At 61.9% G+C, this 19,623-nt stretch carries 17 protein-coding genes and 2 tRNA genes; 14 read left to right on the plus strand and 5 right to left on the minus strand.

The window, feature by feature from the left end:
* Positions 1-37: 37 nt before the first annotated feature.
* Positions 38-124, minus strand: a tRNA-Leu gene (locus ACIPZ8_RS05575).
* A gap of 87 nt (positions 125-211) precedes the next feature.
* A tRNA-Leu gene (locus ACIPZ8_RS05580) sits at positions 212-298 on the minus strand.
* Between the two features lie 271 nt (positions 299-569).
* Here ACIPZ8_RS05580 and rnr point away from each other — a divergent pair.
* The 8 genes from rnr to ACIPZ8_RS05620 all read left to right on the plus strand — a co-directional run bounded on the left by rnr (position 570) and on the right by ACIPZ8_RS05620 (position 10,211).
* The gene (gene rnr, locus ACIPZ8_RS05585; RefSeq protein WP_400720274.1) at positions 570-3,146 is read left to right on the plus strand and encodes a ribonuclease R; all 2,577 of its coding nucleotides are present in this window, start codon (positions 570-572) and stop codon (positions 3,144-3,146) included.
* Positions 3,143-3,889: a 23S rRNA (guanosine(2251)-2'-O)-methyltransferase RlmB gene (gene rlmB / locus ACIPZ8_RS05590; RefSeq protein WP_027920757.1), complete on the plus strand. Its 747-nt coding sequence runs from the start codon at positions 3,143-3,145 to the stop codon at positions 3,887-3,889. Before rnr ends, rlmB begins: the two co-directional genes overlap by 4 nt.
* Before the next feature lie 356 nt (positions 3,890-4,245).
* Positions 4,246-4,671, plus strand: coding sequence for a 30S ribosomal protein S6 (rpsF, locus tag ACIPZ8_RS05595; RefSeq protein WP_013974420.1), 426 nt, complete (start codon positions 4,246-4,248; stop codon positions 4,669-4,671).
* 28 nt (positions 4,672-4,699) lie between these two features.
* A complete protein-coding gene (gene rpsR, locus ACIPZ8_RS05600) occupies positions 4,700-4,930 on the plus strand; it encodes a 30S ribosomal protein S18 (RefSeq protein WP_003249563.1) in 231 nt (76 codons plus the stop codon).
* Between the two features lie 33 nt (positions 4,931-4,963).
* A complete protein-coding gene (locus ACIPZ8_RS05605; protein WP_400720276.1) occupies positions 4,964-5,827 on the plus strand; it encodes a hypothetical protein in 864 nt (287 codons plus the stop codon).
* A gap of 20 nt (positions 5,828-5,847) precedes the next feature.
* Entirely contained in the window at positions 5,848-6,294 is a 447-nt protein-coding gene (rplI, locus tag ACIPZ8_RS05610; RefSeq protein ID WP_008101037.1) for a 50S ribosomal protein L9, read from the plus strand.
* A 111-nt stretch (positions 6,295-6,405) separates the two neighbouring features.
* On the plus strand, positions 6,406-7,803 hold the full coding sequence (gene dnaB, locus ACIPZ8_RS05615; RefSeq protein WP_400720278.1) for a replicative DNA helicase: 1,398 nt from the start codon (positions 6,406-6,408) through the stop codon (positions 7,801-7,803).
* A 104-nt stretch (positions 7,804-7,907) separates the two neighbouring features.
* Positions 7,908-10,211 carry a YgiQ family radical SAM protein gene (locus tag ACIPZ8_RS05620; protein ID WP_103445881.1) on the plus strand — a complete coding sequence of 768 codons (2,304 nt, stop codon included), beginning with the start codon at positions 7,908-7,910 and terminating at the stop codon, positions 10,209-10,211.
* Between the two features lie 51 nt (positions 10,212-10,262).
* Here the strand turns inward: ACIPZ8_RS05620 and ACIPZ8_RS05625 are convergent, their stop codons facing one another.
* Positions 10,263-10,850 (minus strand): TIGR00730 family Rossman fold protein, encoded by a 588-nt coding sequence (locus ACIPZ8_RS05625; RefSeq protein ID WP_400720280.1) that lies wholly within the window; start codon positions 10,848-10,850, stop codon positions 10,263-10,265.
* A 348-nt stretch (positions 10,851-11,198) separates the two neighbouring features.
* Between ACIPZ8_RS05625 and azu the strand changes: the two genes are divergently transcribed.
* Positions 11,199-11,645, plus strand: coding sequence for an azurin (gene azu, locus ACIPZ8_RS05630; protein WP_261942484.1), 447 nt, complete (start codon positions 11,199-11,201; stop codon positions 11,643-11,645).
* A gap of 43 nt (positions 11,646-11,688) precedes the next feature.
* Here the strand turns inward: azu and nadE are convergent, their stop codons facing one another.
* On the minus strand, positions 11,689-12,516 hold the full coding sequence (gene nadE / locus ACIPZ8_RS05635; protein WP_400720282.1) for an ammonia-dependent NAD(+) synthetase: 828 nt from the start codon (positions 12,514-12,516) through the stop codon (positions 11,689-11,691).
* 3 nt (positions 12,517-12,519) lie between these two features.
* On the minus strand, positions 12,520-13,725 hold the full coding sequence (pncB, locus tag ACIPZ8_RS05640) for a nicotinate phosphoribosyltransferase (protein WP_400720284.1): 1,206 nt from the start codon (positions 13,723-13,725) through the stop codon (positions 12,520-12,522).
* 470 nt (positions 13,726-14,195) lie between these two features.
* On the opposite strand from pncB, the gene ACIPZ8_RS05645 reads away from it, so the two are divergent.
* From ACIPZ8_RS05645 to ACIPZ8_RS05665, 5 genes are all read left to right on the plus strand, one after another.
* Complete coding sequence (locus tag ACIPZ8_RS05645; RefSeq protein ID WP_085676782.1) at positions 14,196-15,332, plus strand: branched-chain amino acid ABC transporter substrate-binding protein; 1,137 nt, start codon at positions 14,196-14,198, stop codon at positions 15,330-15,332.
* A 154-nt stretch (positions 15,333-15,486) separates the two neighbouring features.
* A complete protein-coding gene (locus tag ACIPZ8_RS05650; RefSeq protein WP_054887845.1) occupies positions 15,487-16,401 on the plus strand; it encodes an ABC transporter permease subunit in 915 nt (304 codons plus the stop codon).
* 2 nt (positions 16,402-16,403) lie between these two features.
* A complete protein-coding gene (livM, locus tag ACIPZ8_RS05655) occupies positions 16,404-17,705 on the plus strand; it encodes a high-affinity branched-chain amino acid ABC transporter permease LivM (protein ID WP_400720286.1) in 1,302 nt (433 codons plus the stop codon).
* Entirely contained in the window at positions 17,702-18,577 is an 876-nt protein-coding gene (locus ACIPZ8_RS05660; protein WP_085676784.1) for an ATP-binding cassette domain-containing protein, read from the plus strand. The genes livM and ACIPZ8_RS05660 overlap by 4 nt, the downstream gene beginning before the upstream one ends.
* Positions 18,574-19,290, plus strand: coding sequence for an ABC transporter ATP-binding protein (locus tag ACIPZ8_RS05665; RefSeq protein WP_103445872.1), 717 nt, complete (start codon positions 18,574-18,576; stop codon positions 19,288-19,290). Before ACIPZ8_RS05660 ends, ACIPZ8_RS05665 begins: the two co-directional genes overlap by 4 nt.
* The last annotated feature ends 333 nt before the right edge of the window (positions 19,291-19,623 follow it).

Genomic DNA, 19,623 nt, shown 5'->3' on the forward strand with positions numbered 1-19,623 from the left:
AAGAAAAAACCCACTAGCAAGCTAGTGGGTTTTTGTATGGTGCCCAGGAGAAGACTCGAACTTCCACGATCTTGCGATCACTGATACCTGAAACCAGCGCGTCTACCAATTCCGCCACCTGGGCAAAGCTTTACATCATCTGGAGAAGGCGACTATCGTTCGCTTTCACACAGTAGTAACAGATCCTTGGTCATCTGTTACTTGAAATACTTGGTGCCCAGGAGAAGACTCGAACTTCCACGACCTTGCGGTCACTGATACCTGAAACCAGCGCGTCTACCAATTCCGCCACCTGGGCACACATTCGAGATAAAAGATGCTTTACAGCGCCGCTCATCTCTACTACAACTTCGGGCTTGTCCGTCGTTGTGGTGCGCACTATACGGACGGTCCGGGGGGCTGTAAACCCCCCAAGCTAAAAAAATTTCAAAAAATTCAACTTGTTGATTCCGAAGGCCTATTGCCCCTCTCTATACACAGCAGCGGGGGCTGTCCAAGGCTGACATTTCCGGTTTCAATACGCACATGCCAGAATTCCTATCTATATACCCCAAGGTGAACCCCTTCTGATGGCCGATTGGCAATCCCTCGATCCCGAGGCCGCTCGCGAAGCGGAAAAATACGACAACCCCATTCCCAGCCGTGAGCTGATCCTGCAGCGCCTCGCCGACCGTGGCGAACCGGCCGCGCGCGAGGAGCTGGCGGCAGAGTTCGGTCTTCATGAAGAAGACCAGATCGAAGCCCTGCGCCGCCGCCTGCGTGCCATGGAGCGTGACGGCCAGCTTATCTATACCCGGCGCGGCACTTATGCCCCGGTAGACAAGCTGGACCTGATCTGTGGTCGTGTCTCCGGCCACCGTGACGGCTTCGGCTTCCTGATCCCGGATGACGGCAGCGAAGACCTGTTCCTCAGCCCGTCGCAGATGCGCCTGGTATTCGACGGCGACCGCGGCCTGGCCCGCGTTTCGGGTGTCGACCGCCGTGGCCGCCGCGAAGGCGTGCTGGTCGAAGTCATCTCCCGCGCCCACGAAAGCGTGGTCGGCCGCTACTTCGAAGAAGGTGGCATCGGCTACGTGACCCCGGACAACCCGAAGATCCAGCAGGAAGTGCTGGTGACCGCCGGGCGTAACGGCGGTGCCAAGATCGGCCAGTTCGTCGAGATCAAGATCACCCACTGGCCTACCCCGCGCTTCCAGCCGCAGGGTGATGTGGTCGAGGTGATCGGCAACTACATGGCGCCGGGCATGGAAATCGACGTTGCCCTGCGCAGCTACGACATTCCACATGTCTGGCCCAACGATGTGGTCAAGGAAGCACGCAAGTTCCGCTCCGAAGTCGAAGAGAAGGACAAGGAGAAGCGCATCGACCTGCGCCACCTGCCGTTCGTCACCATCGACGGCGAGGATGCCCGCGACTTCGATGACGCCGTCTACTGCGAACCACTGGGCAAGCTGCGCATGTTCTCTGGCGGCTGGCGCCTGTATGTGGCAATCGCCGACGTCTCCAGCTACGTACGCCTGGGCTCGGCCTTGGACAACGAAGCCCAGCAGCGCGGCAACTCGGTGTATTTCCCTGAGCGCGTGGTGCCGATGCTCCCCGAGGAGCTGTCCAACGGCCTGTGCTCGCTGAACCCGCACGTCGATCGCCTGGCCATGGTCTGTGAAATGACCATGAACAAAGCCGGCCAGATGGTCGACTATCAGTTCTACGAAGGCGTCATCCACTCCCACGCTCGCCTGACCTACAACAAGGTCAGCAGCATGCTCGAACATGCCCGTACCCGTGAGGGCAAGGCGCTGCGCGAGGAGTACAAGGAGGTCGTGCCGGACCTGAAGAACCTGTACAACCTGTACAAGGTGCTGGTGGATGCCCGTCACGCCCGGGGTGCCATCGACTTCGAGACCCAGGAAACCCGCATCATCTTCGGTGACGAGCGCAAGATCGCGGAAATCCGCCCGACCGTGCGCAACGATGCCCACAAGCTGATCGAAGAGTGCATGCTGGCGGCTAACGTCGCCACCGCAGCGTTCCTGCAGAAGCACGAAGTTCCGGCCCTTTACCGCGTGCACGACGGCCCGCCGCCGGAGCGCCTGGAAAAACTGCGCGCCTTCCTCGGCGAGCTGGGCCTGACCCTGCACAAGGGCAAGGACCCGTCGCCGAAGGACTACCAGGCGCTGCTGGCGAGCATCGCCGGGCGCCCGGACTTCCACCTGATCCAGACCGTGATGCTGCGCTCGCTGAGCCAGGCGGTGTACAGCACCGACAACAACGGCCACTTCGGCTTGAACTACGAGGCGTACACCCACTTCACCTCGCCGATCCGCCGTTACCCAGACCTGCTGGTGCACCGCGCCATCCGCAGCATCATCCGCTCCAAGGTCGATACCCCGCACGTCAAGCGCGCTGGCGCCATGAGCATCCCCAAGGCGCGTATCTACCCGTACGACGTGAATGCCCTCGACCAGCTCGGCGAGCAGTGCTCGATGACCGAGCGCCGTGCCGACGAGGCCACCCGTGACGTGGTCAACTGGCTCAAGTGCGAGTTCATGAAGGACCGCGTGGGCGAGACCTTCCCGGGTGTGATCACCGCGGTCACCGGTTTCGGCCTGTTCGTCGAACTGACCGATATCTATGTGGAAGGCCTGGTGCACGTCAGTGCGCTGCCGGGCGACTACTACCACTTCGACCCGGTGCACCACCGCCTGTCGGGCGAGCGTACCGGCCGCAGCTTCCGCCTGGGCGACACCATCGAGGTCAAGGTCATGCGCGTCGACCTCGACGAGCGCAAGATCGACTTCGAAGTCTCCGAGCAGCAGCTCAGTGCGCCGATCGGTCGCAAGGGTCGTGGTGCTGCCGCGCCAGCCACCGAGAAGCCCGAGCCAGCGGTCGAAGCCAAGGCCACGCCGAAGCCACGCAGCCGCAAGAGCGAAACCGCCGAGGCGTACTTCCCGAAAGACGCCGTGCAGCGCAACGCCGAAGTACGCAAGAGCCGTGAAATGAAAAAGGCGCTGATGAGCGAGGCGCGCACCAGCGGCCACGCCAGCAGCAAGTCGGACAAGGGCGGCAAGCCATCCGGCAAGCCGACCAAGCACCGTAAAGGCCCGCCGAAGTCCGGCGCGCCACGCAAGAGCAAGAACAAGTCATGAGTCAGCTGGAAAAGATCTACGGCGTGCACGCCGTGCAGGCATTGCTGCAGCACCATCCGAAGCGGGTCAAGCAGATCTGGCTGTCGGAAGGGCGCAGCGAGCCGCGCATCCAGGCGTTGCTGGAGCTGGCCGCAGAGAACCGCGTGCCGGTCGGCCAGGCCGAGCGCCGTGAGCTGGATGCCTGGGTGGAAGGCGTGCACCAGGGTGTGGTTGCCGAGGTCAGCCCGAGCCAGGTGTGGGGCGAGTTGATGCTCGAGGAGCTGCTCGAGCGCAGCGAAACCCCGCCGCTGATCCTGGTGCTGGACGGCGTGACCGACCCGCACAACCTTGGCGCTTGCCTGCGCACCGCCGATGCGGCGGGTGCCACGGCGGTGATCGTGCCCAAGGACAAGTCGGCCACCCTGACCCCGGTGGTGCGCAAGGTGGCCTGCGGCGCGGCAGAAGTGATTCCGCTGGTGGCCGTGACCAACCTGGCGCGCACCCTTGAGAAACTGCAGCAGCGTGGCCTGTGGGTGGTGGGCACCGCTGGCGAGGCCGAGCAGGAGATCTACCAGCAGGACCTGACCGGCCCGCTGGTGATGATCATGGGCGCGGAAGGCAAGGGCATGCGCCGGCTGACCCGCGAGCATTGCGATTTCCTGGTGAAGTTGCCGATGAGCGGTAGCGTCAGCAGCCTGAACGTGTCGGTGGCGACGGGCGTGTGCCTGTTCGAGGCAGTGCGTCAGCGTCAGGCCAAGCGCTGATGGTGAACTTTTAACCGTGCGCCAGCTCTTGTAGGAGCGGCCTTGCGTCGCGAAAGGACCGCGAAGCGGTCCCGGCGATCTGTATCTTGATGCAAAAACCCTGGGGCCGCTTTGCGGCCCTTTCGCGACGCAAGGCCGCTCCTACAGGCGATCAATGCCAGCTCAGCAATAAAGTGTTTCCTGCTGTTCAAATAATCACCAGCGACCTTGCTTGTGCGCCCCGCCTTCTCTACAATTGCGCCCCTTGCCGAGCTGGCAGGCGCACATGTGCCTCCCCTCCGTGCAAGACATACAGTGTCATTCACTCCTTGTCTGACCAGATACGCTGGCAGACTACTAACCCGTAAGGAGCATTCATGCGTCATTACGAAATCATCTTCCTGGTTCACCCGGACCAGAGCGAGCAAGTCGGCGGCATGGTAGAGCGTTACACCAAGCTGATCGAAGAAGATGGCGGCAAGATCCACCGCCTGGAAGACTGGGGCCGTCGTCAACTGGCCTACGCAATCAACAATGTTCACAAGGCTCACTACGTGATGCTGAACGTTGAGTGCACCGGCAAGGCCCTGGCCGAGCTGGAAGACAACTTCCGCTACAACGATGCCGTTATCCGTAACCTCGTCATCCGTCGCGACGAAGCCGTAACCGGCCAGTCCGAGATGCTGAAGGCTGAAGAAAACCGCAGCGAGCGCCGTGAGCGTCGTGAGCGTCCTGAGCATGCTGAATCCGCCGACGGCGACGACAGCAATGACAGCGACTCCAGCGATAACGCTGACGAGTAATCCACGGACCTTTAGAGGAGCCTATTAAATGGCACGTTTCTTCCGTCGTCGTAAATTCTGCCGCTTCACTGCTGAAGACGTGAAAGAGATCGACTTCAAAGATCTCAACACCCTGAAAGCTTACGTATCCGAAACCGGCAAGATCGTTCCAAGCCGTATCACCGGTACCAAAGCTCGTTATCAGCGTCAGCTGGCTACCGCTATCAAGCGCGCCCGCTTCCTGGCCCTGCTGCCCTACACCGACAGCCACGGCCGCTGAGACCGGGTCGTCGACAAGCAGTAAGGGATTAGCATGCGAGCGTTAGCAAGTTTGATCATGCGCGGTCGTGTGCAGGCCACCCTGGTGGTGGTCATCAGCGCGGTACTGCCGCTGCTGTTCTGGTTGAGTGCCGCTGCCGGCAGCCTTGTGCTGCTGCGGCGTGGGTTCAAGGATGCTTCAACGGTCATCGCCGGCGGCCTGCTGGCCGGGCTGGCCGTGTGGTTCATGGGCGATCCGATCACCTTCCTGGTGATTGCCGGTGCCCTGGGCCTGGCCGCGCTGTTGCGCGCCGAGCATCCCTGGAGCCGTGTGCTGGTCGCCAGTGCCGTGTTTGCCGTGGTTTTCAGCCTCGTGCTCGACATGGCCCTGGCGCAGACCTTCGATGTGCTGGCCAAGGCGTTTGCCGAAGCCATGCCGAAAATCGAAGGCGAGCCGGTGCTCTCCGGTGAGCTGATCCGCCCTGTGCTGGTCGCTTCCACAGCAGTGACGGTGCAATTGTTCAGCGTGTTGGCCCTGGTGCTGGCGCGTTATTGGCAGGCAGCGTTGTACAACCCTGGAGGCTTCGGTCGCGAATTTCGCGAACTGAAGTTGCCGAAACAGACCATGGCGGTCTTGGTGGCAGTGATGGTGGTGGCTCCGTTTATCGGGTCGCAGTTCATCATCCTGGCATCGGCATCGAGCCTGGTACTGGTGCTGGCTGGCATCGCCTTGATGCACGGCCTCGTGGCACAGGGGCGACTGGCCGGTTTCTGGCTGGTGGGCATGTACGTGACGTTGCCGCTGATCATGCAGCTGATCTACCCGTTGCTGATGGTCCTGGCCATTGTCGACAGCCTGATTGATTTTCGCGGTCGCAAGTCCCCTCCGGGGAAAGACTCCGCGAACGGTGAAGGTTAAAAGTTAAGAGGTTTTACCAAATGGAACTGATCCTGCTGGAAAAAGTCGCTAACCTGGGCAACCTGGGCGACAAAGTTAAAGTTAAGGCTGGTTACGGCCGTAACTTCCTGCTGCCATTCGGCAAGGCCACCGTTGCCAACGCCGCCAACCTGGCTGCGTTCGAAGAGCGTCGCGCCGAGCTGGAAAAAGCAGCTGCTGACCGTAAAGCTTCGGCTGAAAGCCGTGCTGCCCAACTGGCCGAGCTGGAAGTGACCATCACTGCCACCGCTGGCGACGAAGGCAAGCTGTTCGGTTCGATCGGCACCCACGACATCGCTGACGCCCTGACCGCCTCCGGCGTTGAAGTGGCCAAGGCTGAAGTTCGTCTGCCGAACGGCACCATCCGTCAAGTTGGCGAATACGACGTAGCCGTGCACCTGCACAGCGACGTTGAAGCCACCGTACGTGTGGTCGTCGTAGCTGCCTAAGCTGCGCTGACTGGTGGTCCCTCACGGGATAGCCGGTTAACATCGGGCACGGTCCTGTTCATTCAGGCCGTGCCCTTTGTCTTTTTCATCCTCCAGAATTCTTTCGTGGCCATGAACGAGATCACCAACTCCGAACAGCTCGACCTGCAAACCGCTGCCCTGAAGGTGCCGCCGCATTCCATCGAGGCCGAACAGGCCGTGCTCGGTGGCCTGATGCTGGACAACAACGCCTGGGAGCGGGTGCTGGACCAGGTGTCGGATGGCGATTTCTACCGGCATGACCACCGCCTGATCTTCCGTGCCGTGCACAAGTTGGCCGACGCCAACCAGCCATTCGACGTGGTGACCCTGCACGAGCAGCTGGACAAGGAAGGCCTGTCGTCACAGGTCGGCGGCCTGGCCTACCTGGCCGAGCTGGCCAAGAACACCCCGTCGGTGGCCAACATCAAGGCCTACGCCGCGATCATTCGCGAACGGGCCACGCTGCGCCAACTGATCAGCATCAGTACTGACATCGCCGACAACGCCTTCAACCCGCAAGGGCGCGACGCTGCGGAAATTCTCGACGATGCCGAACGGCAGATCTTCCAGATCGCCGAGGCGCGACCGAAAACCGGTGGCCCGGTGGGCGTCAACGAACTGTTGACCATGGCCATCGACCGCATCGACACGCTGTTCAACTCCGACAGCGACATCACCGGTGTGTCCACCGGCTTCACCGACCTGGACGAGAAGACCAGCGGCCTCCAGGCAGCCGACCTGATCATCGTCGCCGGCCGTCCGTCGATGGGCAAGACCACCTTCGCCATGAACCTGGTGGAAAACGCCGTGCTACGCAGCGAAAAGGCCGTGCTGGTGTTCTCCCTCGAGATGCCAGGTGAATCGCTGATCATGCGTATGCTTTCGTCGCTTGGGCGCATCGACCAGACCAAGGTGCGTTCAGGTCAGCTGGATGACGACGATTGGCCGCGCCTGACCTCGGCAGTCAACCTGCTCAACGACCGCAAGCTGTTCATCGACGATACCGCCGGCATCAGCCCTTCGGAAATGCGTGCGCGTACGCGCCGTCTGGCGCGTGAGCACGGTGAAATCGGCATGATCATGGTCGACTACCTGCAGCTGATGCAGATTCCAGGCTCGGCCGGTGACAACCGGACCAACGAGATTTCCGAGATCTCCCGTTCCCTCAAGGCCCTGGCCAAGGAATTCAACTGCCCGGTGATTGCCCTGTCGCAGCTGAACCGCTCCCTGGAACAGCGGCCGAACAAACGCCCGGTGAACTCCGACTTGCGTGAATCCGGTGCAATCGAGCAGGACGCCGACGTGATCATGTTCGTGTACCGCGACGAGGTGTACCACCCCGAGACCGAGCACAAGGGCGTAGCCGAAATCATCATCGGCAAGCAGCGTAACGGCCCGATCGGCTTCGTGCGCCTGGCGTTCATCGGCAAGTACACCCGCTTCGAGAACCTCGCGCCGGGCATGTACAACTTCGACGACGACGAATAAGCCACTGGCCTCACATGAATCCGACAACCACCGTCGGATTTGATCAAAATTTGTGCTATATTCCGCGCCCGCGATTTCCCTGCACACCAGAACCGGTCACTGACATGCAAGCAGCCAAACCACTCTACGACTATCCCAAGTACTGGGCCGAATGCTTCGGGCCAGCACCGTTCCTGCCGATGAGCAGGGAGGAGATGGATCAGCTCGGCTGGGATTCCTGCGACATCATCATCGTGACCGGGGATGCCTACGTCGACCACGCGTCGTTCGGCATGGCCATCATCGGCCGACTGCTGGAAGCCCAGGGCTTCCGCGTGGGCATCATCGCCCAGCCGAACTGGCAGTCCAAAGACGACTTCATGAAACTGGGCGAGCCGAACCTGTTCTTTGGCGTTGCGGCCGGCAACATGGACTCGATGATCAACCGCTACACCGCGGACAAGAAGATCCGTTCCGACGACGCCTATACCCCGGGTGGCCTGGCGGGCAAGCGCCCGGACCGTGCCAGCCTGGTGTACAGCCAGCGCTGCAAGGAAGCCTACAAGCATGTACCGATCGTGTTGGGCGGCATCGAGGCCTCGCTGCGTCGTATCGCCCACTATGACTACTGGCAGGACAAGGTCCGCCATTCGATCCTGATCGACGCCAGCGCCGACATCTTGCTGTACGGCAACGCCGAGCGGGCCATCGTCGAAGTGGCCCAGCGCCTGTCGCAGGGTGAAAGCATCGAGCAGATCACCGACGTGCGCGGCACCGCGTTCGTGCGCCGTGACACGCCGCAAGGCTGGTACGAGATCGACTCCACCCGCATCGACCGCCCGGGCCGCGTCGACAAGATCATCAACCCGTACGTGAACACCCAGGACACCCAGGCCTGCGCCATCGAGCAGGCCAAGGGCGACCAGGAAGACCCGAACGAAGCCAAAGTGGTGCAGATCCTCGACAGCCCGAGCGTGACCCGGGAAAAGTCGGTGATCCGCCTGCCGTCGTTCGAGAAGGTCCGTAACGACCCGGTGCTCTATGCCCACGCCAACCGCGTGCTGCACCTGGAGACCAACCCCGGTAACGCCCGCGCCCTGGTGCAGAAGCATGGTGAAGTGGATGTGTGGTTCAACCCGCCACCCATTCCGATGACCACCGAGGAAATGGACTACGTGTTCGGCATGCCCTACGCCCGTGTGCCGCACCCGGCCTATGGCAAGGAGCGCATCCCGGCCTACGAGATGATCCGTTTCTCGGTCAACATCATGCGTGGCTGCTTCGGTGGCTGCACCTTCTGCTCGATCACCGAGCACGAAGGCCGCATCATCCAGAACCGCTCCCACGAGTCGATCCTGCACGAGATCGAGGAAATGCGTGACAAGGTGCCGGGTTTCACCGGCGTGGTCTCCGACCTTGGCGGCCCTACCGCCAACATGTACCGCATCGCCTGCAAGAGCCACGACATCGAGAAGCACTGCCGCAAGCCGTCGTGCGTGTTCCCGGGCATCTGCGAGAACCTCAACACCGACCACAGCTCGCTGATCGAGCTGTACCGCAAGGCCCGTGCCTTGCCGGGCGTGAAGAAGATCCTGATCGCCTCGGGCCTGCGCTACGACCTGGCGGTGGAATCGCCGGAGTACGTCAAGGAGCTGGTCACCCACCACGTTGGCGGCTACCTGAAGATTGCCCCGGAGCACACCGAGCGTGGCCCGCTGGACAAGATGATGAAGCCGGGCATCGGTACCTACGACCGCTTCAAGCGCATGTTCGAGAAATTCTCGAAAGAGGCGGGCAAGGAGCAGTACCTGATCCCGTACTTCATCGCCGCGCACCCGGGCACCACCGACGAAGACATGATGAACCTGGCCCTGTGGCTCAAGGGCAACGGCTTCCGCGCCGACCAGGTGCAGGCGTTCTACCCGTCGCCAATGGCATCGGCCACGGCCATGTACCACTCGGGCAAGAACCCGCTGCGCAAGGTCACGTACAAGAGCGAAGGGGTGGAGATCGTCAAGAGCGAGGAGCAGCGCCGCCTGCACAAGGCGTTCCTGCGCTATCACGATCCGAAGGGCTGGCCGATGCTGCGTGAAGCGCTGCAGCGCATGGGCCGTGCCGACCTGATCGGGCCGGGCAAGCATCAGCTGATCCCGCTGCACCAGCCGCAGACCGACACGTACCAGAGCGCGCGCCGCAAGAACTCGACCCCGGCCGGCAGCCACAAGGTGGGCAAGGACCAGAAGATCCTCACCCAGCACACCGGCCTGCCACCGCGTGGCAGCGATGGCAGCAAACCGTGGGACAAGCGCGAGAAGGCCAAGGCCGAGGCGTTTGCCCGCAACCAGCAGGCGGCCAAGGAGCGCAAGGAAGCGGCCAAGGGTGGTGGCGGCAAAGGCAAGAAGCCGCGTCAGCCAGTCATTCCGCGCTGATTTCGGGGGGCCGCTTTGCGGCCCATCGCAGCGGTCCCAGGATCTCAGCCTTCAATCAGGCTTCTTGTCGACCCACTTGGGCAACACCGGCGACTCGAACCGCTCCATCCCGTCCAGCAATTCATCCGCCTGCTGCGCCAGCAGCAACATGGCCCGATGCTGTGGTCGCACGAAGCCTTCCTCGACGATATGGTCGAGGAACCCGCCCAGTTTCTCGTAGAAGCCATTCACATCGAGCAGCCCCAGCGGCTTGGCGTGATAGCCCAGTTGCCCCCAGGTCCACACCTCGAACAGCTCCTCCAGCGTGCCCAGGCCACCCGGCAGGGCAATGAAGGCATCGCTCAGCTCGGCCATGCGTGCCTTGCGCGCATGCATGCCATCGACCACTTCCAGACGGCTCAGGCTTTTATGGCCGATCTCGGCGCTCATCAGGCTTTCGGGAATGATCCCGATCACTTCGCCGCCAGCCGCCATGGCCGCATCAGCGACGGTGCCCATCAGGCCGACCGCACTTCCGCCATAAACCAGGGTCAGGCCGCGACGGGCAATGGCCTGGCCAAGCGCAACGGCCGCTTCACGGTAGGCGGGGTTGGCGCCGATACTGGCGCCACAGAACACACAAACGGAACGTACAGACATCGTGCTTCTCCAGTCATATCGCTGACAGGTTAAAGCGAATAGTCTGACGTCTCCAATGCCGGTTTCACTCCGGTCGGGAAAATTCGCAGCTGGCCCCCGTAGCCCCGTGGGCGTAGGCGGCGAGCAGGCTGTTCATGAAACTTGCGAGGGACATTGCGATTGCTCCTAAATGAGAGGTTGTCCCATCGTCCATTAAAAGGGCATGATGTGCCCTTAGATTGGTTGTATACAATCCATTGAACAATTCAACTGGCTGGCCACTTGACACCCCCTTGACCCATATCAGCAGGGGGCTGAACGGTTTCAGGCAGTCTCGCAATTGATAAAACCCTGCCAAGGAGATTCATGATGTTTGCGAAAGCTGTAGCGGTATCCCTGCTGACCCTCGCCAGCGCCTCCGTCTTCGCAGCCGAGTGTTCGGTGACCGTCGACTCGACCGACCAGATGTCCTTCAACACCAAGGACATCGTTGTCGACAAGAGCTGCAAGGAATTCACCGTCAACCTGACCCACTCCGGCAGCCTGCCGAAGAACGTCATGGGTCACAACGTGGTCATCAGCAAGGAAGCTGACATGCAGCCGATCGCTACCGACGGCCTGGCTGCTGGGATCGAGAAGAACTACCTGAAGGCCGGTGACGAGCGTGTCATCGCCCATACCAAGATCATTGGTGCTGGCGAGACAGACAAGTTGACGTTCGATGTATCCAAGCTGGCAGCTGATCAGAAGTACGGCTTCTTCTGCTCGTTCCCTGGCCACATCTCGATGATGAAAGGTACTGTCACGCTCAAGTAAGCATGCAGTGAAAACCGGGGCCGCATAGCGGCCCCGGTCGTTTTCACGGGGCGAAAGGCAGTTCGCGCTTGTGCTGGGTCTTGCGGTAGGTGGCGACGATGATGTCGAACGCCTGCTGATCCACCGGCAGCCCATGCAGGAAGGCATCGATCTGCTGGTAGGTCACACCATGGGACGCCTCGTCCGGCTTGCCCGGCGCCAGGTCTTCCAGGTCCGCCGTCGGCACCTTCTCCACCAGCGATTCCGGCGCACCAAAGCTGCGCGCGATCGCCCGCACCTGGTTCTTCACCAGCCCGCTCAGCGGCGCCAGGTCGCAGGCACCATCACCGAACTTGGTAAAGAAGCCCATCACCGCCTCGGCAGCGTGGTCGGTGCCGATCACCAGGCCCGCGCGGGCACCGGCGATGGTGTACTGGGCAACCATGCGGGTGCGTGCCTTGACGTTGCCGACCACGAAGTCCACCAAGGTCGGCGAGCCGTTCTTCAACTCCACCACTTCCGCTGCCAGTGCGCGCACGGCCGGGGCGATGTCGACGGTGTGCACTTCATCGGCCTTGATCACCTCCAGGCAGGCCTGGGCGTCGTGCTCGTCATGCTGCACCTGGTACGGCAGGCGCACGGCAATGAAGGTGTAGGCCTTGTCGCCGGTTTCGGCGCGCAGTTCGTTGACGGCGCGCTGGGCGAGCAGGGCGGCGGTCAGTGAATCGACGCCGCCGCTGATGCCCAGCACCAGGGTCTTGAGCCGGGCATTGGCCAGGCAGTCCTTGATGAACGCAACGCGCCGGGCGACTTCGGCCTCGAGCGCAGCGGCGTCGGCGAACGGCGGCTGTACCTTCAGCGCCTGGGCAATCTCTTGCTGAACCGCTTGCATGGGTTACTCCTTGCTGGGGACTTTGAATACGTGTCGCATGTAGGCGACGAAGTTCTCGTCGCGGCACTGGGTCTTGGCGGCTTCGTCGGAGATCTTTGCCACCGGCGAGCCGTTGCAGTCGGTCATTTTAAGCACGATGTTCATCGGTGCCACACCGGGGATGTCGCAGGTGAGGTTGGTACCGATGCCGAAACTGACGTTGATGCGACCGCGCAGGGCACGGAAGATTTCCAGCGAGCGGGTCAGGTTGAGGCCATCGGAGAACACCAGGGTCTTGGTCATCGGGTCAATACCCAGCTTCTGGTAATGAGCGATGGCCTTTTCCGCCCAGGCCACCGGCTCGCCCGAATCATGGCGCAGGCCGTCGAACAGCTTGGCGAAGTACAAGTCGAAATCGTTGAGGAAGGCATCCATGGTGATGCAGTCGGTCAGGGCGATGCCGAGCAGGCCGCGGTACTCGCGGACCCAGCAGTCCAGTGCGGCGATCTGGCTGTCGATCAGGCGCGGGCCGAGCTGCTGGTGGGCCATGATCCATTCATGGGCCATGGTGCCCAGTGGCTTGATATCCAGTTTCCATGCCAGGTCGACGTTGCTGGTGCCGACGAAGCGGCCCGGGAAGTCGTCGCGCAGTACACGCACCACGTCTTCCTGTACGCGGCTGGAAAACCGCCGGCGGGTGCCGAAATCGGCCACCTGCAGCTCGGCCAGCTCGTCGTCGCTGGCGTGGGCGCGCAGCCAGTCGAACTTGCGGTACAGCTGATCACGGGCCTCGGCCAGGCGCATGCGTGGGTGCAGGTGGCGGTTGCGCACTTCGCTGATGATGGCCAGTAGTGGCACTTCGAACAGGATCACGTGCAGCCATGGGCCTTTCAGGCGCAGGAACAGCTGGTCGTTCTCGATGCCGATGCGCACATAGCGCAAGTTGAAGCGGAACAGGCGCAGAAAGCGCAGGAAGTCGGGCTTGAGGAAGCTGATGCGCTCGAGAAAGGCCGGCTGGCCATCATCCAGGGTCAGGTCGGCGAGCAGTTCAAGCTGATGGCGAATCTCGCCAAGGTAGGGGCGCAGGTCCTCGCCGTTGCGGCAGCGGAATTCCCATTCGACGTCGGCGTCCGGGTAGTTGTGTAGCACGCCCTGCATCATGGTGAGCTTGTAGAAGTCAGTGTCGAGCAGGTTGTGCACGATGCGCTCGGCGAATGCGCTCTCGCTCATCAAAGGGGGCTCCAGAAGCGGCGAATGGAGGACATTGTGCCAGTCTTTTGAGACTTGTTGTGTCTGGGCCGGCCTCTTCGCGGGCAAGCCCGCTCCCACGGAGGCCGCGTAATAGCCAAAACAGGTGGTTTTTCCGTGCACCAGCTAGCCTTGAAACAGTGCGGCCTGTAGCAGTTGCGCACCAGCGGTGTGCACTTCGGTGACGTCCACTGTTACAGGGCGGTTGCACGTAAACACTTGCCGGGGTTGCAATGATGGCACGCGACGGTTGCTCCTTGTCTGTACGTGTGGTGGCGCCTGCCCCATGGCAGACGGTTGCACGCTCAATAAAGAAAAGGCCGTCGGTCGCCAGGGGGCGACCTTTGCAGTGTGTTTTCCCGGAAGACAAAACCGATGGCACGGCCCTTGCTCTGAGCACAGGGCTGAGAAGTTGTAGTGCCACACTAAAAAAACTCTAGGAGCACCACCTCATGTCGCAGACGTTTTACAAGAAAGGTTTTCTGGCCCTGGCCGTAGCGACGGCACTGGGTGTTTCTTCGTATGTTCAGGCCGACGTCAAGATCGGCGTCGCGGGCCCCATGACCGGGGCTAACGCAGCGTTTGGCGAGCAGTACATGAAAGGTGCGCAGGCAGCGGCCGACAAGATCAACGCCGCTGGCGGCGTGAATGGCGAGAAGATCGTCCTGGTGAAAGGCGATGACGCCTGCGAGCCCAAGCAGGCCGTGGCCGTGGCCAACCGCCTGGTCGACCAGGACAAGGTGATCGGCGTGGTCGGTCACTTCTGCTCCTCCAACACCATCCCGGCCTCCGAGGTGTATGACGAAGCCGGCGTGATCGCCATCACCCCAGGCTCCACCAACCCGCAGGTCACCGAACGCGGCCTTTCCGCCATGTTCCGCATGTGCGGCCGTGACGACCAGCAGGGTATCGTCGCCGGTGACTACATCGTCGACGTGCTCAAGGGCAAGAAGGTCGCGGTGCTGCACGACAAGGACACCTATGGCCAGGGCCTGGCCGATGCGACCAAGGCGCAGCTGGAGAAGCGCGGCGTCAAGCCGGTGCTGTACGAAGGCCTGACCCGTGGCGAGAAGGACTTCAGCGCTGTGGTCACCAAGATCCGTGCTGCCGGTGCCGACGTGGTCTACTTCGGTGGCCTGCACCCGGAAGCCGGCCCGCTGGTGCGCCAGCTGCGCGAGCAGGGCCTGAAGGACGTCAAGTTCATGTCCGATGACGGCATCGTTACCGATGAACTGGTGTCCACCGCCGGCGGCGCCCAGTACGTCGATGGCGTGTACATGACCTTCGGCGCCGACCCGCGCCTGCTGCCAGACAGCAAGGCGGTGGTGGAAGAGTTCCGCAAGGCCGGCACCGAGCCTGAAGGCTACACCCTGTACGCCTACGCTTCGCTGCAGGCCTTGGCTGCTGCGTTCAACGGCGCCAAGTCGAACAAGGGCGAAGACGCCGCCAAGTGGCTCAAGGCCAACCCGGTCAAAACCGTCATGGGCGAGAAAAAGTGGGACAGCAAGGGTGACCTGACCGTCTCCGACTACGTGGTCTACCAGTGGGACAAGGACGGCAAGTACCACCAGCTGGAAAAACAAAAATAATAACGGCACCTGGCCCGGACGCCCGTCCGGGCCATTGCCCCTGCGGTACCTGTCCTTATTCGGAGACGTGCACGGTTCTGCGTTGCTGGGGCCGCTTCATCCGTGGCTTGTAGTAGTCAGCGCTCGTGCAGTCTCGCTCAGGTGAGATTGCGTTATGGATGGTATTTTCCTGCAGCAACTGGTCAACGGCCTGACCCTCGGGTCGGTCTATGGCCTGATCGCCATCGGCTACACAATGGTCTATGGCATCATCGGCATGATCAACTTCGCGCACGGCGAGGTGTACATGATCTCCGCGTACCTCGCGGCGATCAGCCTGGCATTGCTGGCTTACTTCGGTATCGAGTCGTTCCCCCTGTTGATGCTGGGCACGCTGTTGTTCACCATCGTCGTCACGGGCGTGTATGGCTTCACCATCGAGCGCATCGCCTACAAACCCCTGCGTAACTCCACACGCCTGGCACCGCTGATCAGTGCCATCGGCATCTCGCTGATCCTGCAGAACTACGCACAGATCAGCCAGGGCGCCCGCCAGCAAGGCGTGCCGACCCTGCTCGAAGGCGCCATGCGCATCGAAGTCGGCACCGGCTTCGTGCAACTGACCTACACCAAGATCTTCATCCTGGTGGCAGCCTTCGTCGGCATGGGCCTGCTCACCTATGTGATCAAGTACACCAAGCTCGGCCGCATGTGCCGCGCTACCCAGCAAGACCGCAAGATGGCCTCGATCCTCGGCATCAACACCGACCGGGTGATTTCCTACGTGTTCGTCATCGGTGCGGTGATGGCCGCGCTGGCCGGCGTGCTGATCACCCTCAACTACGGCACCTTCGACTTCTACGCCGGCTTCATCATCGGCATCAAGGCATTCACCGCCGCAGTACTGGGCGGCATCGGTTCGCTGCCTGGCGCCATGCTCGGCGGGATCATCCTGGGGATTTCCGAGTCGCTGTTCTCTGGCCTGATCAACTCCGACTACAAGGACGTGTTCAGCTTCTCGCTGCTGGTGATGATCCTTATCTTCCGCCCACAAGGCCTGCTGGGTCGCCCGCTCGTGGCTAAGGTGTGAACATGTCGATTGCCAAGATTGCCTCTGCCTCTGAAACCAAAGGTTTCGATATCAAGCGCAGCCTGCTCGAAACCATCGTCGCCGGCCTGCTGGCGCTCATCGTCTTCGGCCCGATCGTCGGTGTGGTCCTCGACGGCTACACCTTCAACGCCGAACCACGCCGGGTGGCGTGGCTGGTCGGCGGGGTGATGCTCGGGCGTTTCCTGCTCAGCCTCTACGTGCAGACCCCCGCCGGCCGGCGCATGCTCGAAGGCTTCGACAGCGGCGGGTCGGGCGTGCACGTCAACTCGCCGGACTACAAGTCGCGGTTGCGCTACATCATCCCGGCGCTGGTGGTGATCGCCATCATCTTCCCGGTGTTCGCCAACAAGTACCTGCTGACCGTGGTCATCCTCGGCCTCATCTACGTACTGCTGGGCCTGGGCCTGAACATCGTGGTCGGCCTCGCCGGCTTGCTCGACCTGGGCTACGTGGCGTTCTACGCCATCGGTGCCTACGGCCTGGCGCTGGGCTATCAATACCTCGGCCTGGGCTTCTGGAGCGTGCTGCCGTTGGCGGCCATCGCCGCAGCGCTGGCGGGGTGCATCCTCGGCTTCCCGGTACTACGAATGCACGGTGACTACCTGGCGATCGTGACCCTGGGCTTCGGCGAGATCATCCGCCTGGTGCTGAACAACTGGCTGTCGTTCACCGGTGGCCCGAACGGCATGCCGGCGCCGTCGCCGACCTTCTTCGGCCTGGAATTCGGCCGCAGGGCCAAGGACGGCGGGGTGCCGATCCACGAGTTCCTCGGCATCGACTACAACGCCAACCTCAAGTTCGTGTTCATCTATGCCGTGCTGTTCATCGTCGTGCTGGCGGTGCTGTACATCAAGCACCGGCTGACCCGCATGCCGGTCGGCCGCGCCTGGGAAGCACTGCGCGAAGACGAGATCGCCTGCCGTTCGATGGGCCTGAACCACGTGCTGGTCAAGCTTTCGGCCTTTACCCTCGGTGCTTCCACCGCAGGCCTGGCCGGGGTGTTCTTTGCCACCTACCAGGGCTTCGTCAACCCGTCCTCGTTCACCTTCTTCGAGTCGGCGCTGATCCTCGCCATCGTCGTGCTCGGCGGCATGGGCTCGACCGTCGGCGTGGTGATCGCGGCGTTCGTGCTGACCGTGGCGCCGGAGCTGCTGCGCAGCTTCTCGGAATACCGCGTGCTGCTGTTCGGCGTGCTGATGGTGCTGATGATGATCTGGCGACCGCGTGGGCTGATCCGCATCAGCCGTACCGGTGTGACCCCGCGTAAAGGAGTGGCGCCATGAGCGACGAAATCATTCTCTCGGTCGACAACCTGATGATGCAGTTCGGCGGCATCAAGGCGCTCAGCGACGTCAGCCTGAAGGTCAAGCGTAACCAGATCTTCGCCCTGATCGGCCCCAATGGTGCCGGCAAGACCACCGTGTTCAACTGCCTGACAGGGTTCTACAAGGCCAGTGGCGGGCGCATCGAGCTGAACGTGCGCGGCAGCCACACCAACGTCATCCAGCTGCTTGGCGAGCGCTTCCAGGCGGCGGATTTCGTGTCGCCTGCGCGCTTTGCCAACCGTCTGTACTACAAGATGTTCGGCGGTACCCACCTGGTCAACCGCGCAGGCCTGGCGCGGACCTTCCAGAACATTCGCCTGTTCAAGGAAATGTCGGTGGTGGAAAACCTGCTGGTGGCCCAGCACATGTGGGTCAACCGCAACTTGCTGGCCGGGGTACTCAACACCAAGGCCTACCGCAAGGCCGAGAGCGACGCCCTGGACCACGCGTTCTACTGGCTGGAAGTGGTCGACCTGGTCGACTGCGCCAACCGCCTGGCGGGTGAGCTGTCCTACGGCCAGCAGCGCCGCCTGGAAATCGCCCGGGCCATGTGCACGCGGCCGAAGATCATCTGCCTGGACGAGCCGGCTGCCGGCCTCAACCCTCAGGAGACCGAGGCCCTGAGCCGGATGATCCGCGTGCTGCGCGACGAGCACGACATCACCGTGGTGTTGATCGAACACGACATGGGCATGGTCATGAGCATTTCCGACCATATCGTCGTGCTCGACCACGGCAACGTGATCGCCGAAGGCGCCCCGCAGGAAATCCGCCACAACCCGACGGTGATCGCCGCCTACCTGGGTGCCGACGAAGAGGAACTGGTATGAGTGCACCCATTCTCGAACTGAAGGAACTGGACGTGTTCTACGGGCCGATCCAGGCGCTGAAAAAGGTGTCGATGCACATCAATGAAGGCGAGACGGTCAGCCTGATCGGTGCCAACGGTGCCGGCAAGTCGACCCTGCTGATGTCTATTTTCGGGCAGCCGCGGGCGGCGTCTGGGCATATCGTCTACCGAGGCACCGACATCACCCGCAAGTCGTCGCACTACATCGCTTCCAACGGCATCGCCCAGTCGCCGGAAGGGCGCCGGGTGTTCCCCGACATGACCGTCGAGGAGAACCTGATGATGGGGACCATCCCCATCGGCGACAAATACGCGACTGAAGACATGCAGCGCATGTTCGAACTGTTCCCGCGCCTGAAGGAGCGGCGCAACCAGCGCGCCATGACCATGTCCGGTGGCGAGCAGCAGATGCTGGCCATTGCCCGGGCGCTGATGAGCCGGCCGAAGCTGTTGCTGCTTGACGAGCCATCGCTGGGGCTGGCGCCGATCGTGGTCAAGCAGATCTTCGCGACCTTGCGCGAACTGGCCAAGAGCGGGATGACCATCTTCCTGGTGGAGCAGAACGCCAACCATGCGCTGAAGTTGTCGGACCGGGCTTATGTGATGGTCAACGGGCAGATTCGCATGAGCGGGACGGGCCAGGAGCTGCTGGTCAACGAAGAGGTGCGCAACGCCTATCTTGGCGGGCATTGAGTTGCATCCGGGGGTTGCCTGGCAGCCCCCGCTTCAAATGTGGACAACTTGTCGCATATCTTTCTCGACCCACTCGACAATCCCCTCGCAAGCCCTTGTTTCCACAGGTTGAATCTTTTCCACGATAAATGTGGAACCGCCTGTGGAAAACATGGTGGCACCTCGCTCTAGCCCTTTATTTTCAACACTTGCAAGGCTCTGGTCAAAATTTGAACAGTTGCCCTTTGTGGATGATTTCACACGCATTTTCTGCACAGTTCAACCGCTGCGAAAGGTGCTTCAAAGTCTGTGGATAAGTCTGTGGGAAAGCCTTGGACAGTCCGCTGCAGGCGG

This window comes from Pseudomonas sp. NPDC089422, from assembly GCF_044749405.1.
Classification (GTDB): Bacteria; Pseudomonadota; Gammaproteobacteria; order Pseudomonadales; family Pseudomonadaceae; genus Aquipseudomonas.

Coding starts and splice junctions, on each gene's coding strand:
- rnr (WP_400720274.1), top strand. CDS start 570: ATGGCCGATTGGCAATCCCTCGATCCCGAGGCCGCTCGCGAAGCGGAA.
- rlmB (WP_027920757.1), top strand. CDS start 3,143: ATGAGTCAGCTGGAAAAGATCTACGGCGTGCACGCCGTGCAGGCATTG.
- rpsF (WP_013974420.1), top strand. CDS start 4,246: ATGCGTCATTACGAAATCATCTTCCTGGTTCACCCGGACCAGAGCGAG.
- rpsR (WP_003249563.1), top strand. CDS start 4,700: ATGGCACGTTTCTTCCGTCGTCGTAAATTCTGCCGCTTCACTGCTGAA.
- ACIPZ8_RS05605 (WP_400720276.1), top strand. CDS start 4,964: ATGCGAGCGTTAGCAAGTTTGATCATGCGCGGTCGTGTGCAGGCCACC.
- rplI (WP_008101037.1), top strand. CDS start 5,848: ATGGAACTGATCCTGCTGGAAAAAGTCGCTAACCTGGGCAACCTGGGC.
- dnaB (WP_400720278.1), top strand. CDS start 6,406: ATGAACGAGATCACCAACTCCGAACAGCTCGACCTGCAAACCGCTGCC.
- ACIPZ8_RS05620 (WP_103445881.1), top strand. CDS start 7,908: ATGCAAGCAGCCAAACCACTCTACGACTATCCCAAGTACTGGGCCGAA.
- ACIPZ8_RS05625 (WP_400720280.1), bottom strand. CDS start 10,850: ATGTCTGTACGTTCCGTTTGTGTGTTCTGTGGCGCCAGTATCGGCGCC.
- azu (WP_261942484.1), top strand. CDS start 11,199: ATGTTTGCGAAAGCTGTAGCGGTATCCCTGCTGACCCTCGCCAGCGCC.
- nadE (WP_400720282.1), bottom strand. CDS start 12,516: ATGCAAGCGGTTCAGCAAGAGATTGCCCAGGCGCTGAAGGTACAGCCG.
- pncB (WP_400720284.1), bottom strand. CDS start 13,725: ATGAGCGAGAGCGCATTCGCCGAGCGCATCGTGCACAACCTGCTCGAC.
- ACIPZ8_RS05645 (WP_085676782.1), top strand. CDS start 14,196: ATGTCGCAGACGTTTTACAAGAAAGGTTTTCTGGCCCTGGCCGTAGCG.
- ACIPZ8_RS05650 (WP_054887845.1), top strand. CDS start 15,487: ATGGATGGTATTTTCCTGCAGCAACTGGTCAACGGCCTGACCCTCGGG.
- livM (WP_400720286.1), top strand. CDS start 16,404: ATGTCGATTGCCAAGATTGCCTCTGCCTCTGAAACCAAAGGTTTCGAT.
- ACIPZ8_RS05660 (WP_085676784.1), top strand. CDS start 17,702: ATGAGCGACGAAATCATTCTCTCGGTCGACAACCTGATGATGCAGTTC.
- ACIPZ8_RS05665 (WP_103445872.1), top strand. CDS start 18,574: ATGAGTGCACCCATTCTCGAACTGAAGGAACTGGACGTGTTCTACGGG.